This window comes from Marinospirillum insulare DSM 21763, assembly GCF_000686905.1.
Taxonomy (GTDB): domain Bacteria; phylum Pseudomonadota; class Gammaproteobacteria; order Pseudomonadales; family Halomonadaceae; genus Marinospirillum; species Marinospirillum insulare.
This window is the reverse complement of record NZ_JMLW01000037.1, coordinates 1-19281: the sequence shown is the minus strand read 5'-3', so window position 1 is coordinate 19281 and position 19281 is coordinate 1. Positions and strand designations below refer to the sequence as shown.

The window sequence follows — 19281 nt, the reverse complement described above, 5'->3', positions numbered from 1 at the left end:
GGTTCAATGAAGCGGTTTTTTGAGCGTTGCTTAACTCTCTCATCAGAAAGCAGCTGTGCTTGCTTAGGCCGATAGCCACGCTTGCCTGTATTGCGTTTAAGTTCTCGACTAATGGTTGATTTGTGAACACCTAGCGTTTTAGCAATCTCAGTTTGGGTTAAATTGTTATCAAGCAAGGCAGATATTTGGTATCGTTGCTCTCTGGTGAGCTGTGTGTAGTGTCTCATGTTTGCTTCTCATTCTTGGTCGATTGAAAAGCATAAGATGCTACAGCAGCTTGCCTTCCAACCCTAATTTAATGAGTTGCACTTGAGAGTTGAATCTAGGAAACTATAAGCTAGATACAGTTGCTGCAACCCTTAGACGAGCCATTTCACCTAGGACAAAAAGAATCCCCCAGATTCGATCTTTCCCCAAGTTCGTGTCTTTCAATGAAGCATTGGTAGACTTTAAAGCTTTGTTAAGTAAGCAATCATTCATAATGGCTATGGTGAGTGACAAAGAATTTCATGATGCATTAAAAAGAATAACAAATATTCAGTTACCAGAGAGCAATCCTAAACTTTTACCTTCACCAATTATTTTATACCCACCTACGGTAGAAGACGAATTAAACTGGACTGTATCTACGAGTGATTTTTTTGATCCAAATTACCCTAATGAGCCTCAGCAGTTACCTTTCACATTTATTAAAATTAGTGATGATGAAGATGAGGGAATTAACAATTTTGATCCCCAGTCATTAGATGAAGAAGTCGAGCTAAGTTTAAATGAAAGCCGTTATTGGCTTAACCGTGTAGAAAAATTAGTTCCCAACGATTATGGCCGACTAACTCGGGTTGAACGGCTAACATTAATAAAGTTTTTAAAAGATAAGCTTGCTAGCAATAACAGCTCAGATTTTTTAGCCGCTGGATTAATAGGCTTGATGTATTTTACTGGCTCTAATCTTGAAGACCTTTGGGAAGCAAAGCTTGGGTTTGGTGGTGACTTTGAACAGGATGGCACTTATAGGCGCTTAATTAAGCGACCCAAAAACTCTTTTCAGCCAAACGATGAGCAACAAAAATTCTTTCAGCCTGTTGCAAGTCAATTGCTGCTTCCTTTACCTGAACCTATAGCAAGTTGGTTAAAACTGTTGCTTCAAAATGACTCTTCAAGTTTTGAACAGCTACTTAAGCTAAGTTTAGAGGATGTTAAAAATTTAGTTTATCCAGAGCTGGGAGATTTACGTAAACAAACTAGGCTATTTAGGCTTAGATCTGAACGTATACCAACTGCTTTAGGCTTAGAAGCTACTTTAATTTTCCGTGACCCACTGATTACCTACTTAATTGCTGGAAGAAAGACGCAATCCCCACCTATGCTCAGTTATTATGCTGTTCATTCTGTTGAATGCTTAATTGACTACTACAAACAGGTGACTGGTAGCATGTCGGAGGTGACATGCTAAGCGGCTATTACCCTTTTAACTCAATAACTAAAGCACTGGTTACTGATTCTTTAAGTAACTTAGAAAAGTCTATAACCCAGTCAAATATTGCCATTAAACATAACGCTTTTACTGATTACTGTTTAGCAATGCTTTTTCTAGCCACAGGCCATAGACCTGTTAATGACCCATTAGAAGCGGAGCATCTTTTTGATTTAGAAGAAGGCTTCATCCTTATTTCGGATAAAGTAGTACATGAATCAAGAGCGTGGCGTTTAGTAGCTTTACCTAAAATGGCTTGTGAGCAATTAGAGATATATGCTTCCTACTTAGAGACGCTACTAAGCCATCTGCATGAATTACCGGATAGTAAAAACATTACTGATGAAATTTGTAGCTTAGTAGCAGGAAAACCAAAAATACCTTATTTTTTCTATTTAGACGAAGGCAATCCGGTTCAAAGGCAAGCAGTTTCACCAGCAAAATTAGTTGAGCGTTGGCAAGATCATTGGAAACTGCCAATTAACTATTTACGTCATTGCATGGCAACAGAGTTACTGCATCTCACTAAACGTGCTGATTTAGTGAGCATACAGCTTGGTCACATTACAGGAACTGACCATCCATTTGGTGTAACTGCCGCTACTTCTGTAAAAGATAGCCTTAGCCTGATCGCTGAAAAAATGCAAGAAATTCTGTTAAGTTTTGGTTGGAGTAAACAAAAACTAAACATAAATAAAATTGGTTTTGATGCTTCTAGTGTTCTTTTGAAGCCTCAGGTAAGTTTTGCAGAGGTATTTGGTTCCAAGAAAAGAACGCTAGCTCGTAAAAGAAAAAGAGAAGCAGAATCTAAAATAATAAAAAAAGCACTTAAAGAAGTAATGCAGCATGTTAAGGGTGAGCCAACCCAAGAAAAAATTAATAGCATAGTTGACTTGGTTGTAGAGCAAGCTGTACAGCAAAAGGTATCAGTTAACTCTAGCTTGCGCTTTTTATACCGATTTTTAAGGCGTGAAAAATCACTTAAACTAAGCTACCAAAAAATTAGTCAACTGCGCTTTTTAGAAGAAGAAGCTTCCCCATTTAATAGTCAATCGCTTATTGCCTATAAGCTAACAAGAGAATTACGCCATAAGTTTATTGCCTACTTGTCAAGTAAAGGTAAAAGTAAAACTCAAGAAAAGATGGATTTACGCTTAGCTGAAATTGTTGTCTCTTCGGCTCTGTTTGGTGGTGTAGCTGACCAAGATAAGCTTGCCGTTTTAGCAGAAAGCTTAACCAAAACCACCTACCATTATAACAAGCAAGTTTTTGTAGATCTTGCGCTAGGCAAAGATAAACAAGCAACTTACCGCTGGTTTCCAGATAACTTGAGTCTTGCCTTACTTATTGGTTTATACGAAAACAACAAAAAACCAATATTTCATAAACTTGGCTTCAGTAGAGAACTTGCTAACCTAACCAATAGTCTTGGTATTGATAATAATAAAGATCAGACCTACAAGGCTTTAGCACTGATCTGTCGTAGTGCACTTATTTTTGAAGCGCCTGGCCACCTAGTTCGACACTTGTCAGGTGAGTTGCCTAGTGTGGCACTACCCTTGGCACAATGGGTTAGGTTTCAATCAATTGGAAAATCTTTAGTACAGCCTAGAGAAAAGGGTCTGCCATCTCCCGAGTTCAGTGCTAGCAATACATGGCTACTAAACACTTACAAGCCTACTGTACAAAAAGAAAAACTCAAAAATGCTCAATCATTCCTTAAGGATTTAAGGGTTGTTTTTAATAAAAGCCGTTTTTTAAATACAAGCTCTAATAAAAGCTTATCTACGAGACGAAAAAAACAGCTAGTAAGTAACATTAAGTCTTGGGTCGGTAAAAACTCCGAGATTAAATCTTCTGCACTTAAGTGGGCGATTGTTGCTTGGGCAGTACATTTATGTGAACAGGGTACTAGATTCAAAAAGAATTTAGCTTTCTCCACGATAGATAATTATGTTTTTTTAGTGGCTAGAAAGCTGATTGCTTTGCAGCCACATGCTAACTTTTTATACCTGACTGAAGATGATTATGAAGAGATTTATCTTAGGGTTCTTGAAACAACCAATGAAAGTATTCGTTTTGACCTTGCTAGTAGAATAATTGAATTCCACAAGTTTTTAGAGGAGGTTTATGCTGTTGCAGAACCTAATTGGAGTATGTTGTTACAAGCAGCAAACCTAACCAAAGTTGAGGGTTTTGCAGATGCCAACATGGTTAGTGAGAGTGAGTACCTTACGTTACTAAACCTGCTTAATGACAATGTAGATTTAACTACCCAGCTAAAAACTCAATACATGGTTTTACTTATTCTTGGTTTTCGTTTTGGTCTGCGCTATGGAGAAGCTTACAGAATAAAGCTAACTGATATACAGGTACTTGATGCTGAAACGATCATTTTAATAGTTAGAAACTCTATCTACGGTGAAACCAAATCTAACGCTGGCATCAGGATTGTTTGCTTGATTGAAAAAATGACTCATCTAGAGTTTCAGGCTTTAAGCCTGCTTATTAATTCAGCTAGCGAGTTATATGAAGACGAAAAACAAGCATTTTTAATGGCTGAGGTTTATGGAACTAGAGAGCTGATTAACAGGTATGAGACCTCTTACCAGCTAGGCAGTTATTTAAAGCATATAACAGGCGACAACACACTTAGGTTTCATCACTTGAGGCATTCATGGGCTACACGAGTTTATGGATATATTTATCCAGTAGAAACTAACCAATATTTAATTAGTCCAAGGTTTAATCCCATAGCTTGGCAGGAGTTTATTGGTCAGAATGAGTGTAGCTATCCTTTGAATAGCTTAACTACAGCTATAGGACACCAATCACTAACTTCTACTTTAGAAAGCTACATCCACAGCTTAGCTGAGACACATAAAAATCTAGTAAACTTATCTAACTTTCGAATAAAATCGTCTGTCTACAGTTATGCATTACAAATAAATCAAACGGTCGTTCGCAAGCGTATAAGTCGTAATAACTTGCTTTTGGTTAGCTCCAATATTCCAAGACCAAAAATCAATCTAAGGAAGCGGCCTGATAAATTACCTTCTAGCAAAAATAATAAAAATACAGATGAATTTAGCCTAGTACAGATAGACCAACTCTTAAGAAGGTTTAGTGAAACTAAGCAAAACAGCAGCAAAATAGCTTACCAATTAATGGTCGATAAGCAGGCCTTAAATAGATTATTACTACAGGCTGCCAAGGTTGAAAGAGAGTCAGGTTTTGAATTTTACCGTGCACAAATGGCGAATACTGCTAGCTTTATTAATCCTGAAAAAATCACTTACCCTAAGGTAAACTTTTATTTCCAGGAAAATAAGCGAGTGGCTAATTTGCTGAAAGATTTATCTGGACGGCTGAAAAATTTTACTCGTGAAGAGCACCTTGCATTAGAAAAAGGGCTAAAAGTTTGGAAGAAAAACTTTGTATCTAGGATAAATGAAACGATTATCTCTGATAATTCAGAGTTAGGTGCTTACTTGCAAATGCTAGAGCTTTTAAATCTTGGACTAAAAACCACCATTATCAATCCAGAAGAGCCACTGAAAGGCACTAGTGCTAAAATAGGCTTAATTGCGCAAGCTCGAGAAAAAACCCAAAACCGAAGACTTAACCGCGTTGCAGTTAAAATTTCATTGCATAATAGAGTAGCAACCTACCAAACTATCAGTAGGTTATTATTTGTTTTAAATATTTACTATGATCGCTTGGCCAGCACCTAAAAATAGCCTAAACTTTTCTTATCAGGATCAGTTGTTGGTTTTAAGGTTCTATCAGGTTTTTTGCTAGCAAGCAATGATACACATTTTTTATAAAAATATATGTTATTTGTAATTTGTTATGTTAATAAAAGGTATTATAAATAAAGGCGATGGATTTAATGGGAAAAGAAATTGAGATTTTTGCTATACCAGTGACTGAAGAAATTGAACTGATTGATGGTAGTCTTTTATGGGATGCCAAAAAATATAATGATAATAACCGTGATGCAATTTTTTATGTTCAGCACATACAAGACTTTATAGCAAGTATTCTTTCTTTGAAAAATAAAGAGAATATTAGTATAGTGATAAATAATATTATCCGAGATAAAGGTAAACAGAAAAATATAATTGAGCTTGCTTTGTTGTTGCGTGTTTCAGATAAAAACTTTAGTTTGGATGAAGGGTTGATCTCTACATTAACTAATAGAGTCTCAGAATATATTGATAGCATAAATAAAGTAACTACTGAAATAAGTGATAAGGCACGATCTGGAAAGGTATCATTTGATAAAATGCAGAATGAACCTATAGCTAGTGTTGATGAGGAAAGAAAGCAAAATGAAAACAACTTAACTATAGACCCAAACACCAATAAAAGACTGAATCAGGTGCTTACAAAGGCCAAGGGTGCTCCTAAGTTAACTTGCTATATTGATGGTAAAGAGAAAATAATTAATGAAATCCCTAACCAAACTAATACACATGAGAGCCCAGATGCTCGAGAGGCTATAGTTATTATTAATGGCGTTATTGATGACAAGAATATATGCAGATGTAGGATGCAGGAAGTTCAAGGGGGTGCATGCAATAAAACACTTGAGTTAATTTTTAAACGAGAAGATAGAGATGAGCTTATTCAAATACAGTTTGAATACAAAACTTTGAAGATTAGCTATAAACCAACTATTACAGTAATAAATGGAATTGAACATGAAAGAGGTGGAGTGCTTGTCGAGTTTGAAAAATATGAGTTTCCGCAGGCTGATTTTGGCTTTAACGAGGTGTAAGAATGCTTAGTTAAATAACTAAGTAAGTTACAGTTTGGATTCAGCTTGCTAGTGCAGCAGCCTGTAATAATAACATTCCTAAGCTCATTACTTCACCTTGGGTAAATCACTCCAGCGTGTTGTATAGGCGGGTGATAGGTGATCTCTTTTCATTGTCCAAGTATTTTTTTTGCTTCCTTGGCTAGCTAAAGTAACGGTACCTAAACCGCTTTCATTGATTTGATCCACCGCTGCCATTAATTTTTTGCTGCGGTACTGCTTGCTCATATCTTCAAAATAATTGCCGAGTTCAGCGTGACGTTCTCGTAGTAGTTCGGGAAGGAAATGATGTTGTCGCCATTGGCATCAACCAAAGCGCTCGTTGCAATCTGGCTGTTGCCGTTCGTGCCGCCGAACAGACCGGCAACGTAGTCTTCACTGCTAGGTTGAAGTTGTTGACCACTAGCGGCGACTCGTATGGGGTTGAAGCTGGTCAAGTTGCCTACAGTCGGAGCTGTACCAGTCTCAGTAATGGTGTTGTGACCCAGGTACAGGGTGTCCAAACTGCCTTTGGTCACAAAGTTGTACAGGCCAGCGGTAGATGCGTTCACGGTATCCCATGAAAGGCCATTATCGGAATGCAATAGATACTTTCCTTCCTCACCGGAGGAGTTCAGACCTTGGCCGGCATACTAGTTGAAATCGTAGATTTCGTATGGGAGGCTGGTGTTTGGATCATAGATTTCGGCACCGGTATGGAGCTGGCCATTGGTATCCAGAATCGAACCTATATAGTCCGAATTGAGGGAAGATTGGATCGGCTGCTCATTGTAGGCATTGAGCCAGTTGGTTACGTTGGTTTGTAATGACATTGCGTATTACCTCATTCAACAAGCCGGTCGCCACTCCGGCAGAAATTGCTTTAGCCGGAATGGCTAAAGCAGCGAAAGCTTAAAATCGATATTCAAAATTTCCGGTCACAGTGCGTCCTGGGTAGAAGTTGTAGCCAAACGTAGTTGGTGTGGCATCCATCTCGTCCGTTAGGTTTGCTACATATACGCCGACCTTGAATTGATCGTTGAAACGATAATTGGCAAACAAATCGACTTTCATAACGCTAGGATAAAGATTGGCAGTCAAGAAACCGTCCTTCTCTGGGATGGGTTCGGATGACCCAGCACCGGGCTGATTACCCTGAGCGTTCTCTACATACCAATAGGAGGTACGTTGCTTGCCGGTGTAATGCAAGGTACCCCCTAGCTCCAGCTGATTCTGATAAGGCGTCAGTGCTGCGGTCAGGCTGCCACTGATCGGTTCAATCTTTCCGTCCTCTATCCAGTTCCAACCGGAATAGCACAAACGTTCCCCCTTACCAGTACTGGTATAGGTTATGTTGCCAGTTGCCGTGTCCCGAACTGCGTGATAGCCCTTGCCGCTGGGGCTCTGCCAACTGCACATCTTGTTGTTATGGCGTAGCGGCAGAGTCAAATTGGCACGCACATAAAACAACGGCTGCTGATAGGCCAAATTCAGCTCAAATCCTTGATGAACAACTGGCTCAAGATTATTGACACTGGCAAAGGATCCTGCTCCGCTAGGCATTCCTGGTTGAGATGCTTCGTTGGGTTTTAGAATTGGGCCGTAGCCTATGTAATTGCGAATGCGATTGCGATAGAAACCAAGACCAACATTCAGAGAGTCCCGATCCATCAGCAAGGCATTACGCTGGTAGTTCACGCCTATGTTGAGCGCCAGATTTTTTTCTGGTTCTAAATATGGATTGGCGATGAAGCCTGTACGCAGCCAACTGCCATAAAGATACATTTCATTGCTGGTCGGCGCACGCTCGCTGTAGCCTATGCTTCCGTAGGTTGTCAGGCCTGTTCCTGGCTTGGTATATGACAACGCGAAATGGGCCTGCTTCAAGTTGTAACTTTTTTTCTCATCACCCTCAACCCATTTCTCTCCGCCAACTCCACCAAATTCTCTTGCCTGTTCTTCCGCCAGATCTTTAGACATAGTTATGGCCGTACGACGGTCGTACCCCTGAGACATAAGGAGGTTGATATAGTGCGTTCGACCATATTGTGTTCCAGCTTTACGAATCTTTCCGACCATATAACGAGTGTCGTAAATATCCATCGAGACACGTTGCCAACCAACACCAGCACTGGCCTGCCAAGGGCCATCACCCTCAGTGCTCAGAGCCAACGAAACTCCTGTGGTATCTGTGCGCGAGTCTGGGTCCCATTTGGGTACTCGTACTTTTAGGCCTTGAGTCTGCTCTATATACCAAGCAGCCCAATTATCTTCACCCAGACTATCGACATTCTTGTTTCGGCGTGCGAGTTCAAACCCGGCATCCATTCGTAATGCTCCCAGGACACCCGCATCGAAATGACTGGCATTAGCCAGTTTCAAGCCAAAGGATTCATTCTCGACGAAGTAGTGCATTTGTTCGCCTGGAGCGACACTTCCTTGTTGAGAAAGCCAGCGTTGCTTGCGATCCTGGACTTCACGAAAGACTTGTACTTCTGGATTGACGAGATCGGAAAATGCACCTCTGTACTTCAGGCTAATGACTTGGCTCTTCAGCTCAGAGCCTACTGACCAAGGCTGCCCTCCCCAGACAGCCCCGTTTTCCGTGCCTGGCATGACGGAACTACCATCCTGTTCAGGGATGTAGATGATAGGCTGTTGATCTGTCTCGTATTTAGCGTGGTTGGCTGTGGCAAACAGTTCCAGACTCTGATCGTAGGTGTCATTGAAGAAATGGCGAACCCGCAGCATCTGGGCATCCGCATTGCGCTGTGTACCTTTCAGCTCACCGGATTTTGCCGCCTGTTTTAGCCAGTCGGCTTTGTCAGAACTTAGTTGACAGTTTCGGAATCCGTCACGACCTCCACCCGCCACACCGACGATGCCAAGATAGCGACACTCGCCAGCCCTTGGATTAAGGTATGTGTGTTTGCTATCTCGAAACTCCAGGTTGTTGGCATGAAAATCCCGCATCATGTCGCCCTTGTCGAAATTGCTACCTATTTTGTAGGCATCGTTTCGACTATCGGAGGCACCAATCATGACGTCCCACCGCTCGTTGCGCCCACCAAGGAAGAAAGAACCAGACGGCTTTTCACCGTTGCGGTATTTGCTGAAACCAGTCTGTCCGCGAATCATCCCGCCAAAATTTTTGCCGGGAAACAGGATGTCATCCAGATCCATGTACTTGAAATCGACCGCACCGCCAAGACTACCTAAGCTGCCGGTACTGGTACTGACGCCGCGAGTGACGTCTATGGAACTGAGCAGCCCCGGGTCAACAAAGATGGAACCCGTTTGGCCGATGTCTTTGGTAAAGGCATGGAAGTTTTGAGTCACGCCTTCCAAGGATTGTGAAACTCGACCATGCCCCGCAATGCCCTGGACTTTGACTGAGGTCTCTGGTGCTGAATAAAGATTATTTGCCGAGACGCCAGAAATCGAATCGAGTAAATCTGCCATGTGGCTAGCCCTACGCCGCTCAACATCTTCCTTACTGGCCCCTGCGGTATTGCCGATTTTCTTTTCTTCTTCGGCGATTCCAATTACGGTCACAGCATCAAGATGATGCACGCCATCGGAGCCGGTGTTTTCAGCGGAGCTAGCCGTAGGCAGCGCGGTATCTTGTGCTAGCACCTGCTGGCTGGCTAACGTCAAAGCAATGACCAAGCATAGCTGGTTAGGACGCAGCTTCAGCTGCTCGAAACCTTGACTAGAGAAAGGTCGCGCCCCCTCTTCACGCTGCAGCCATGCTTTCTTAATGGGCAGCTTGCTCAACTGTCCATCGACTCCTTTTTTACATACACTCACTTGAAAGACCTCCATAAAAGCACTACTTAACCTGGTTATAAGTAAGAGTCAGATTCATTTGTATAGGTAGGCTGAACTGCTCTTTTTCACCTGAAACTACAGGGGTAGCGTTTTCTCCTGCTTGTTGCTTCCGACCCATTACGGGAAGTAAGACTTGCTGAGCATTAATTAATACCCTCAAGCGCTAATGAGAAGTATTACTAAGCGAGGCGAGTTCTGCTAACAGTTTCAAGAAATTTTTTGATATTTCGCGGATATTTGTTCGCTGCAACATTTTCTTGGGTGGGGCGCCGCGGAGGGCGAGGTCTCGAGGTTCGTAAAAAAAGAAGTACATCAGCGCTAAGTGAGCGGAGCGTTGTCTACCTCTGACAGCACTCTAGGGCTGAGACCCATGGCACATTGCTTGGGAGTGATACCGGTGCGGCTGCGAAACATCCGACTGAAATGGCTGAGGTGAGCAAAACCAACAGCGTCAGCGGTGTCTGTCACGGATGCGCCGCGCCGCAGCATAGTGACGGCTGCGTCAATGCGAATACTGATCAGACAAGCATGGACAGAAGTGTTGAACATTGCTTGGAATCCTGCTTGTAAGCGGTTCTCATTGAGACCAACAGCACGCGCTAATGACGAAACCTTCCAGTCGTCGCCATAGCTTGCCTCCAGCATGGCATGGGCCTCGATCAGACGGCTGCGATCACCAGGAGCGGGCAAGACAACTTCCTTGCGCGTCATATTCTCGTGCAGAAAGCATGCAATGGTTTCTAATGCCTTAGCACGCATAAATAAATCTCGTGCAATGCAGGTGCCGTCATAGACACAGCCCAAGCCGAGCAGATCGCAACTCGCCCGCTGCAAAGCGTTGGACGCTGGCATCACGCCTAAAAAGGCATCGACATGGGTCTGCTCGCCGCTGGTGGTAAAGACTCGTCGACGTAGATCATCCATAGACAGACCGGTCAGTCTGGTCATGGATGCTTGTGGTAGATGAATGCAGACCATACGAAATGCGCTGTCAGTTAGCCCGTCGAGCACATCCCAGCCTGTAGTGTGCTCGCCAGTGGCCATAAGGATGACTGAGCCTGAGCAGGCATCGATCGCTGATCCACCATCAATGGCAGCCTGCATTCGACCTTCAAGAAGGATATTGATACTAAATGCTGAAGGACCTTCTGCACGGAACTCCCACTTATTGCCTGGCCGACCATTAATACAATTAATGCTCAGACCTTCACAGGACTGGAAACTGCGCATAATGCGGCTCCAGCTCTCATCTATGCCTGAAAGGCCATCTGCTTCCAGCTTACTCGGACTCAGCCACGAGCTGTCTAGTAGTCCATTTTTTTCCCGCACGATAAATATATCCTGAAAAAATCAAATTTTTAATGGAAACGGTTAGCGCTATACGCATGCAACCGTAATGATAGTCATTCCAATTATATACGCAGGTTTAGTTGAGTAAGCAAGATTAATACTGGCAATTGTGCTCGGCTCGCAAATTGTCAAAGTTTTTATCAAAGCCTTGGACCTTGAATATCTATGTCAAATCTTTCACATGCCTTTCCACGCTTGCGAGCGCGACAGGTTCTGCCGGCAATCGCCGGTATCTATATCAGCCAGACCATAATCACCGCATTGACCACCCAGGCTCTGCCCTCGCTGCTGCGAGATGCCGGAGCCTCGTTACAGGTGGCCGGACTAACCGCCTTGCTGTGGATACCCTGGGGCATTCGGTTCATGTGGGCGCCAACCGTGGAGCGCTGGCGTCTGCCCGCAGGGCAACGGCGCCGGCGTTCGCGCAGGCTGATTATTGGTGGCCAAATGCTGATAGCAGCGATATTGCTAGCTTTGGGATTGATTGCACTGAGCGGATACTTGTCGTTGACAGGGCATGCCGGCTGGATTCTTGCTGGGTTACTGGTAGCAGCCCTAGTGGCAGCTACCACCGACGTGGCCAGCGATGCCTTTACCGTTGAACAGCTCACCAGCCAACAACGTGGCTGGGGAAATGTGGCGCAAGTAGGTGGTGGTTATGTAGGGGCAATGCTTGGTGCGGGCGGCGTTTTACTGGTTGCTGGTTCAGTCGGCTGGCCGCAAGCATTGATGGCGGCGGCGCTGGCAATTGTATTGCTGAGTCTGCCAATGCTGCTGTTGCGTGAACCGCCGCGCAGCGAAATATTAGCAGTTAGTCATCGTCCGAGTCTGATGCATGCGCTACGTCGCTCGGAAATTCGTAATGGTTTATTGTTTCTGTTGCTGTCGAGTGTCGGAATCCGCCTGACACTGGGTATGTTCGGACCTTTCATGCTTGATCGCGGCATGACGCTGGAGCAGCTCGGCTGGCTGTTCGGCTCCTTACATATAGGTGCCGGTTTGAGCGGCGCTGTGCTCGGCGGCTTGCTGGTGCGTTTTGTGCCAGACTGGCGTGCTGTGTGGATCGGCGTGGCATTGAAGGGCTGTGTGCTGGTTGCTTTAACTTTAGCCACTCCGAAGGCATCTCTGCCTGTGTTGATCATACTGGTCGGTTCTATGTTCGCCGTTATGGGTTTGCTGTGGGTGGCGCTGTACTCGGCTCTCATGGGGCTCACCTCACCGCTGCAGGCAGGAGTAGACTTCACCCTGTTCCAAAGTGCAGATGCATTGCTGGCCATGGCTGGGGGTGTAAGCGGCGGCTGGCTGGCACAGCACTTAGGTTATGAAGTGTGTTTCGGTCTGGCCGCCGCTTCGACAGTATTTGCCGTATGGGTGATCAGGCGCAAAGCTCCCAGCCTGGAGGGCTTGAAACCGAGGCAGGTGCAGTATGCGTAATGCAGATCGGGTGGATACTCCCAGCATCTGGTCCATCATGCAGCCGGTGCAGGGCCAGATTCGCTTTGCGATGGTTCTTGCTGGACTGTCCACTGCTGCAACGCTGGGCACGCTGTGTTCATTGGCTTGGGCTGTACATGAGCTGTTGCAGCAACCGGAGCAGTGGCCTGTGTTTCCCCTACTGCTGGCAGTGGTGCTGACGGTGCTGGCCTATGTGTTACGACTCAGCGGATTTAACCAGTCGCACTACGCTGCCTTTCGCCTTGAGACACGACTGCGCACGGACCTTGCTCGGCATCTGGCGCGCCTTCCGCTAGGCTTTGTGCAACAAACGGGCTCCGGCACGCTGACCAAGGTGATGATGGACGATGTCAAAGCATTGCACGTGTTTGTCGCCGACAGTACGCCGATGTATGCGCGGGCGTATGTTTCTCCGGTTCTGACCTTCCTGCTGTTGTGCTGGTTGGACTGGCGCCTGGCATTAGCCGCCACGGTAGTGCTGGCGGTGGGAATGATAACGGTATCGCTGGCCATGCGCGACAGCAGCACTATGATGCGCCAATACAACGAAGCGGGCGAAAATGTCAGCAAAGCGGTAGTAGAGTACGTGCAGGCTATGCCGGTGGTCCGCACCTTCGATACCGGGACTGTAACGTTCGGACGTTACCAGCGTGCACTGGAGACTTACCGCAACGTGATGACTCAGTGGTACCAAATGGCGGGCGTCTCCTCGCGCCTGTCACAAATTATTCTTAGCCCCCTGCCCACACTGGTCTCTCTCGTGTGGCTGGGAGCATGGCTTGTCAGCCGCGACACAATTGATCCCGCCACGTGGTTAGCCATACTCTTGGTAGGTACGGGTATGGCCGAGTCGTTACTGCCCATGGTCTCGCTCAAGCATCTGGTTGCTAAAGCGCAAATGAGCATCCATCGCATCCATGAAATAATGGCCGAAGCACCACTGCAGATAGCAACTGCTTGCCAAGCCAAAGAGCCCGAGAACACCAGTGTATCCTTTGAGCAGGTGGATTTTCGCTACACCGCTGACGGCCCTCTGGCGCTTCAAAACGTAACTTTCAGCGTGGAACCTGGCAGCGTGGTCGCATTGGTCGGCCCCTCGGGGGCAGGTAAAACTACGGTGGCACGACTTATTTCTCGCTTCTGGGACGTGAGCGCAGGTTGTATTCGAGTGGGTGGCGTGGACGTGCGCGAGATGTTGCCCTCAACCCTGATGCAGCAGATAGCCTTCGTGTTTCAGGACACGTTTTTATTTTCCGACACAATTGCCAACAATATTCGCTTGGGGCTGTCGGACGCGACAATAGATGAGGTAATCGCCGCTGCTCAAGCCGCCCAAGCACACGACTTCATTATGGCGCTCCCACAAGGCTACGACACGCCTGCAGGCGAACGCGGCGTATTTCTGTCAGGGGGACAGCGACAACGCATCACCATAGCTCGCGCTATTTTGCAGGACCGGCCAATTCTGGTACTTGACGAGGCCACAGCTTTCTCCGACCCAGAAAATGAAGCCGCACTAGTGGAAGCTCTCTCGAACCTTATGCGTGGCAAAACCGTACTGATGGTGGCGCACCGACTCTCAACTATCCGCGATGCCGATCAGATACTGGTGTTTGACCAGGGCAACCTAGCTGAAACTGGTCGCCACGACACGCTGCTGGCCCATGACGGTGTTTATGCTCGGCTATGGCGCAACCATGAAACGGCTCAGAACTGGACGCTTGCAGGGGAACATATATGAAAAAACCTCAACCAAATGCACGGATCACTCCGTTGCGAGAGACCTGGAGTCAACTCATGAGCAGTGCGCGAAGCCGCGCACCGCAGCTTCGCGCCAGCCTAATTGGTCTAGGCATAGGAGCGACAGTACAGGGCTTGGCATTAGCTTGCCTGATACCCCTGTTCCAAACCCTAATTCCTCAGCCTAACTGGTTGGCTGCCTTGCCTTGGCTGCTGACGATGACTGGGTTGATGTTTGTAAGCATGCTAATTCGCTGGTGGGCACAAGGTTTCGATTACCGGGGCGATATGGTTCAAAACGCCCATGAACTGCGCACCGCCCTGGGCGAGCAATTACGCCGCCTGCCCTTGGAACAGCTACAGGGTAAGCGCGCTGGGGAGGTAACTGCCACCTTGCTAGGCAACGTGGATGAGAACCTAAGTTACCTTCTGACGGTAGCTAACATGATGGCTCATGCCCTAATTACGCCTGTAGTCGTGGCTCTAGCGGCACTGTGGTTCGACTGGCGAATGGGTCTGCTCATGCTGCTGGTATTTCCAGCTCTCATACCGCTGTATCGCTGGCGTCGTCCGGCTTATGGACGCGGTATGCAAATGCTTGCAGAAGCAAACGAACGCACGAGTGCTAATATTCTGGAATACACCCAGGGTTTACCTGTGCTGCGCTCGGCTTGCTGTACTGGCGAGAATGCAGAGCGTATACAGGCCAGCTTCCTGCACTTGGAAAAAATCCAAATCATGGGACAGAAAAAAGGATCCAAGCCCAATTTAATTCTTGCCACAGTCATAGAGCTAGGTATTTTGCTCGTAGTGGTCCTGGGTACGCTGCTCGTCGTGCAAGGTTCGTTGAATGTCGCCGTTTTGGCCGCACTAATAGTGATTGTCGTGCGCTTTGCCGAGCCGCTAGCCACCTTCGTACTGTATGCCAAAGTTATTGATCTAATTGAGGCGGCACTGAGTAAGATCAACGCCATCCTCCGAGTCAAACCCCTAGCGCAGCTCACTCCCGCGCAGTTCCCACAAACGCATGATGTAGTTTTTGAAGGTGTAATCTTTAGCTATGCCAACACCGACCAGCCTACATTGCAAAACCTTGATGCTAGGCTGCCCACATCCAGCTTAACCGCGCTGGTTGGCCCGTCAGGCTCGGGCAAGACCACTCTAACGAGGCTGTTGATGCGTCACGCTGATCCACAGGCCGGACGTGTCACCATTGGCAGTGTCGATGTGCGCGCCATCGAGCCAGCACAGCTCAATGCGCTGATTTCCGTGGTATTTCAAGACGTGTACCTGTTCGACGATACAATTCTCGCCAATATCCGCATGGCACGCCCCGATGCCACCGATGATGAGGTACAGACTGCCGCCCGTGCCGCTCACTGCCATGAATTCGTCACTCGCTTGCCCAAGGGTTACCTGACCCAAGTGGGTGACATCGGCGGCAGCCTTTCAGGCGGAGAACGTCAACGCATAAGTATTGCTCGGGCCATACTTAAGAACGCACCCATTGTTGTGCTGGACGAGCCCACTGCAGCGCTCGACACCGAAAGCGAAGTAGCCGTGCAGGCTGCCATCGATGCACTGGTACGCGATAGAACAGTAATCGTTATTGCTCATCGCCTATCCACCATCGCAGCCGCTGACCAGATTCTGGTTATTGACGACGGACAGGTTGTTGAGTCCGGTCGCCACGATGAACTTCTGATGTATGCAGGGCGTTATGCCCGCATGTGGCAAGCGCAGAAAAGCGCGAAAAACTGGCACACCGGACAGTGTATTTAAAAATTGTTGCTGTAACCTCATCGAAGAAAAGTCCATGCTTTCCTACAAATTACGATTCCTTAGCGTTACCCTGATATCGGTACTGTAGTGGCATAGTGAATACCCAAAAGAGTGCAGTAGATCGACCATGAAAACGAACCTTTCTTGGCTTTAGCATAATACTAATAACAACATGCCCTTAGGTTGGCACATAGGGTGTGCTGGCGGCATTAAACTTCAAAGTGAAGTCAGGTGCAGCATGATACTGAAAAAAATAGATATATTTTAAGGGTTCTCTTTTTCAGAAATTGAGGAGATGAATCGGCTGAACGGTGAGGAACATTAAAGGTAAGCCGACTCGTTCAAAGTTGGCTATGAAAAAAGTATTTGCTACCTCTGCAACAGTGCCACTAAGGTTTAATGAAATGGAAAAAAATCATCGCTGTGAAAGTTTGAAATTAGCAGAGGCTTGGTATGAAGTAGTTGAAGGTGATTTTTTTCTAAATTTAATTAGAGTAGCCACAGAGAATGATGTGCAAGAAAATCATTACTTAGAGGAAGAAGGTCAGGTAATTGAAGCAGTTACAATACCGGTTCTTTATTGTCCATATTGCGGAGAAAGATTAGAAGAATCAGGCGCCTCATTATCTCCTTCATTTATTCACCAAGACTTTTTAAGTAACATTGAATCTTATAACAACCAATCGCTGTTCAATCTCACTAAAGAATTGCTACACAAAGGGCTTCGGATGCGATAGAAAGTGGGCGATAAAAGTCTAGCATTGCTCATTTGTAAAAGAGCGGTATGATATTATCATACCTTTATAGCACTAGGAGCTTTACTTATGAGCATGCACCGTAAAACCATTACGTTGACTGAACAACAGGACGACTGGGTGAAGGGGCAGATAGCAAGAGGTCATTTTGGCAATGATAGTGAGTATATCCGCGATCTCATCCGAAAAGATCAGCTTGCCAAGGAACGTCTTGCTACGCTTCGGCAGGCCCTTGTTGAGGGTGAATCAAGCGGCAAGCCTAAGCCACTCGATATATCGGCGATTAAAGCAGCTGGCCGTGAGCGGATGAAGGTGGCTGATTAGTGCTTAACTTGAGTGTCACGCCAAAGGCGGAGTCGGACTTGATCGGGATTTGGATGTATACCTGCGAAGCATGGGGCGTTGAGCAGGCAGATAAATATTTGGATCAGCTAGAAGTACGAATGAGGCAGCTGATTGACCATCCGTTACTTGGCGTTGATTACACCCATGTTTATCCTGACTATCGTAGATTACAGGTTGAGCGTCACGCTATTTTTTATCAAGTGTTTGAACTGGAGGTGCTTATTATTCGTGTGCTACATGAGGATATGGATGTACCAGAAAGACTTTCGGATTAAATAGTGGTTGTTCTTGGTTTAGTTACAAAGATTCTCTCCAGCCCTAGTGCTGTTGTTGCCCAAAAAGTAGCAGCACTCGGAAAAATATTAGCTACGCTCCCTACTTTACGGTAAGCAAGGTGTTCAAGTTGTGGAAGCTATCTAAAAAACTAATCGACTACTAACGCTGTAACCCTGATCATTGACTAGGGACACCGTTTCTTCTTTGAACGCTTTAGAGTGGTTTTATATTTACGCTTCTGATTCATCATTCACCTCAAGCTAGACTGGGTCTATTGTCTCTTATTGAAGTGTCTATTGGAATTAGACCAGAACATCTTCGAGTGGCCGGCCACGATGGAGCACAAGGATAGTTTACATAACGGCCTTGTTTGATCAATTACCCCACTGCAAAGAAAACGCCCCACTCGATCGCTTACTGATTTGGGTAATCAAACTCTAAACAATAAAAATCGGTCAGGATAATTGTTGCTGGTTTATATAGCTGTAGTTGTTGTTACGCTTACCTAGAATAAACTTATTAGGTGTTTTTTTTCGATTTTAAGTTCCAGTAAGCTTTAGTGTGGTTGTTTTTTCCGATAATTTGTCGATTATTACGCAAGTAATGCCTGACAATTTTTGCAGATTCAGACTCAAAAGCAGCCCAAACCACGTCAATACCCACTATGTTTTCTAGAATAGATAAGACTTTGGTACTTTGGTCTTCAGGTGGACAAATAACCCTATGTGTCTGACTTGTTTCTAGCAGGTTTATGTTCTTAAAATAGTGCTGTTCATTTTCTGATTCACTGATGATTATGATATAAGGTGATAAAGGATTCTGCCAATATTCAAGAATACCAGCTAAGGCGGGAAAGGCCGTTTCATCCGCAATTAATAATGCTTGTCCATTTAGCAAGTGTGGATGTTTATCTTTTGCTTCAGAGCGGCTCATTATGACATCACCAACGGTTAGCCGATTAGCCCACTGGCTGCCTGCCGTCTCTCCATGAGTAAAAATATCAATATATCCCTGGTTAACAAAATCATCATTATGATTTTTTTTCCAAGATTTTCGTAAAGTATACAAACGGATGTCTTTATTTGTGCTATTTAATAATTTTTGACGATTTTTACTGGATAAGTATTTCCTGGATTCAACTCTCAAGTGCAACTCATTAAACTAGGATTGGATGGCAAGCTGCTGTAGCATCTTATGCTTTTCAATCGACCAAGAATGAGAAGCAAACATGAGACACTACACACAGCTCACCAGAGAGCAACGATACCAAATATCTGCCCTGCTTGATAACAATTTAACCCAAACTGAGATCGCTAAAACGCTTGGTGTTCACAAATCAACCATTAGTCGAGAGCTTAAACGTAATACAGGCAAACGTGGATATCGGCCTAAACAGGCTCACGAATTTACCGAAGAAAGGATCAAACAACGCTCAAAAAAACGCTTTATTGAGCCTATTTGGGGTGTTGTTA

General features: G+C 45.4%; 17 protein-coding genes. 10 read left to right on the top strand and 7 right to left on the bottom strand.

Annotation, left to right across the window (positions count from 1 at the left end):
• Positions 1–227 (bottom strand): helix-turn-helix domain-containing protein (locus BP27_RS0112225; RefSeq protein ID WP_027851791.1); only part of this gene is annotated, 227 nt, incomplete at its 3' end.
• A 254-nt stretch (positions 228–481) separates the two neighbouring features.
• On the opposite strand from BP27_RS0112225, the gene BP27_RS0112220 reads away from it, so the two are divergent.
• The 3 genes from BP27_RS0112220 (at position 482) to BP27_RS0112210 (ending at position 6257) form a co-directional block, all read left to right on the top strand.
• On the top strand, positions 482–1453 hold the full coding sequence (locus BP27_RS0112220; RefSeq protein WP_027851790.1) for a hypothetical protein: 972 nt from the start codon (positions 482–484) through the stop codon (positions 1451–1453).
• Positions 1447–5208, top strand: coding sequence for a tyrosine-type recombinase/integrase (locus BP27_RS0112215; protein WP_027851789.1), 3762 nt, complete (start codon positions 1447–1449; stop codon positions 5206–5208). The genes BP27_RS0112220 and BP27_RS0112215 overlap by 7 nt, the downstream gene beginning before the upstream one ends.
• 158 nt (positions 5209–5366) lie before the next feature.
• Positions 5367–6257, top strand: a complete 891-nt coding sequence (locus BP27_RS0112210; protein ID WP_027851788.1) for a hypothetical protein — start codon at positions 5367–5369, stop codon at positions 6255–6257.
• Positions 6258–6344: 87 nt separating this feature from the next.
• On the opposite strand, the gene BP27_RS0112205 is transcribed toward BP27_RS0112210, so the two are convergent.
• The 5 genes from BP27_RS0112205 to BP27_RS16835 form a co-directional block, all read right to left on the bottom strand.
• Positions 6345–6524: a DUF4113 domain-containing protein gene (locus tag BP27_RS0112205; protein WP_027851787.1), complete on the bottom strand. Its 180-nt coding sequence runs from the start codon at positions 6522–6524 to the stop codon at positions 6345–6347.
• On the bottom strand, positions 6521–6880 hold the full coding sequence (locus tag BP27_RS0112200) for a hypothetical protein (RefSeq protein WP_027851786.1): 360 nt from the start codon (positions 6878–6880) through the stop codon (positions 6521–6523). Before BP27_RS0112200 ends, BP27_RS0112205 begins: the two co-directional genes overlap by 4 nt.
• 48 nt (positions 6881–6928) lie before the next feature.
• Positions 6929–7108, bottom strand: coding sequence for a hypothetical protein (locus tag BP27_RS17165; RefSeq protein WP_150112060.1), 180 nt, complete (start codon positions 7106–7108; stop codon positions 6929–6931).
• Positions 7109–7187: 79 nt separating this feature from the next.
• Positions 7188–10100 (bottom strand): TonB-dependent receptor domain-containing protein, encoded by a 2913-nt coding sequence (locus tag BP27_RS0112185; protein WP_027851784.1) that lies wholly within the window; start codon positions 10098–10100, stop codon positions 7188–7190.
• A 324-nt stretch (positions 10101–10424) separates the two neighbouring features.
• Positions 10425–11336 carry a helix-turn-helix transcriptional regulator gene (locus tag BP27_RS16835; protein ID WP_150112059.1) on the bottom strand — a complete coding sequence of 304 codons (912 nt, stop codon included), beginning with the start codon at positions 11334–11336 and terminating at the stop codon, positions 10425–10427.
• Positions 11337–11621: 285 nt separating this feature from the next.
• Between BP27_RS16835 and BP27_RS16240 the strand changes: the two genes are divergently transcribed.
• From BP27_RS16240 to BP27_RS0112150, 6 genes are all read left to right on the top strand, one after another.
• Positions 11622–12890: an MFS transporter gene (locus BP27_RS16240; protein WP_150112058.1), complete on the top strand. Its 1269-nt coding sequence runs from the start codon at positions 11622–11624 to the stop codon at positions 12888–12890.
• A complete protein-coding gene (locus BP27_RS0112170; RefSeq protein ID WP_211251310.1) occupies positions 12883–14652 on the top strand; it encodes an ABC transporter ATP-binding protein in 1770 nt (589 codons plus the stop codon). Before BP27_RS16240 ends, BP27_RS0112170 begins: the two co-directional genes overlap by 8 nt.
• Positions 14649–16433, top strand: coding sequence for an ABC transporter ATP-binding protein (locus tag BP27_RS0112165; protein ID WP_027851782.1), 1785 nt, complete (start codon positions 14649–14651; stop codon positions 16431–16433). Before BP27_RS0112170 ends, BP27_RS0112165 begins: the two co-directional genes overlap by 4 nt.
• 353 nt (positions 16434–16786) lie before the next feature.
• Positions 16787–17170, top strand: coding sequence for a hypothetical protein (locus BP27_RS17315; RefSeq protein WP_027851781.1), 384 nt, complete (start codon positions 16787–16789; stop codon positions 17168–17170).
• An 87-nt stretch (positions 17171–17257) separates the two neighbouring features.
• A complete protein-coding gene (locus BP27_RS0112155) occupies positions 17258–17512 on the top strand; it encodes a type II toxin-antitoxin system ParD family antitoxin (protein ID WP_027851780.1) in 255 nt (84 codons plus the stop codon).
• Complete coding sequence (locus tag BP27_RS0112150) at positions 17512–17808, top strand: type II toxin-antitoxin system RelE/ParE family toxin (protein WP_027851779.1); 297 nt, start codon at positions 17512–17514, stop codon at positions 17806–17808. The genes BP27_RS0112155 and BP27_RS0112150 overlap by 1 nt, the downstream gene beginning before the upstream one ends.
• A 520-nt stretch (positions 17809–18328) precedes the next feature.
• On the opposite strand, the gene BP27_RS16235 is transcribed toward BP27_RS0112150, so the two are convergent.
• Complete coding sequence (locus tag BP27_RS16235; protein ID WP_245597846.1) at positions 18329–18955, bottom strand: siderophore-interacting protein; 627 nt, start codon at positions 18953–18955, stop codon at positions 18329–18331.
• Between the two features lie 82 nt (positions 18956–19037).
• Between BP27_RS16235 and BP27_RS0112140 the strand changes: the two genes are divergently transcribed.
• Positions 19038–19281, top strand: a 244-nt coding sequence (locus BP27_RS0112140; protein ID WP_027850396.1) for a helix-turn-helix domain-containing protein, incomplete at its 3' end; no start/stop codon positions are given.

What these genes read in the sequence shown, in the direction of transcription:
- BP27_RS0112220 (WP_027851790.1), top strand. Translation starts at nt 482, where the DNA reads ATGGCTATGGTGAGTGACAAAGAATTTCATGATGCATTAAAAAGAATA.
- BP27_RS0112170 (WP_211251310.1), top strand. Translation starts at nt 12,883, where the DNA reads ATGCGTAATGCAGATCGGGTGGATACTCCCAGCATCTGGTCCATCATG.
- BP27_RS0112210 (WP_027851788.1), top strand. Translation starts at nt 5,367, where the DNA reads ATGGGAAAAGAAATTGAGATTTTTGCTATACCAGTGACTGAAGAAATT.
- BP27_RS17165 (WP_150112060.1), bottom strand. Translation starts at nt 7,108, where the DNA reads ATGTCATTACAAACCAACGTAACCAACTGGCTCAATGCCTACAATGAG.
- BP27_RS0112155 (WP_027851780.1), top strand. Translation starts at nt 17,258, where the DNA reads ATGAGCATGCACCGTAAAACCATTACGTTGACTGAACAACAGGACGAC.
- BP27_RS16835 (WP_150112059.1), bottom strand. Translation starts at nt 11,336, where the DNA reads ATGCGCAGTTTCCAGTCCTGTGAAGGTCTGAGCATTAATTGTATTAAT.
- BP27_RS0112165 (WP_027851782.1), top strand. Translation starts at nt 14,649, where the DNA reads ATGAAAAAACCTCAACCAAATGCACGGATCACTCCGTTGCGAGAGACC.
- BP27_RS16240 (WP_150112058.1), top strand. Translation starts at nt 11,622, where the DNA reads ATGTCAAATCTTTCACATGCCTTTCCACGCTTGCGAGCGCGACAGGTT.
- BP27_RS17315 (WP_027851781.1), top strand. Translation starts at nt 16,787, where the DNA reads ATGAAAAAAGTATTTGCTACCTCTGCAACAGTGCCACTAAGGTTTAAT.
- BP27_RS0112205 (WP_027851787.1), bottom strand. Translation starts at nt 6,524, where the DNA reads ATGAGCAAGCAGTACCGCAGCAAAAAATTAATGGCAGCGGTGGATCAA.
- BP27_RS0112185 (WP_027851784.1), bottom strand. Translation starts at nt 10,100, where the DNA reads ATGGAGGTCTTTCAAGTGAGTGTATGTAAAAAAGGAGTCGATGGACAG.
- BP27_RS0112215 (WP_027851789.1), top strand. Translation starts at nt 1,447, where the DNA reads ATGCTAAGCGGCTATTACCCTTTTAACTCAATAACTAAAGCACTGGTT.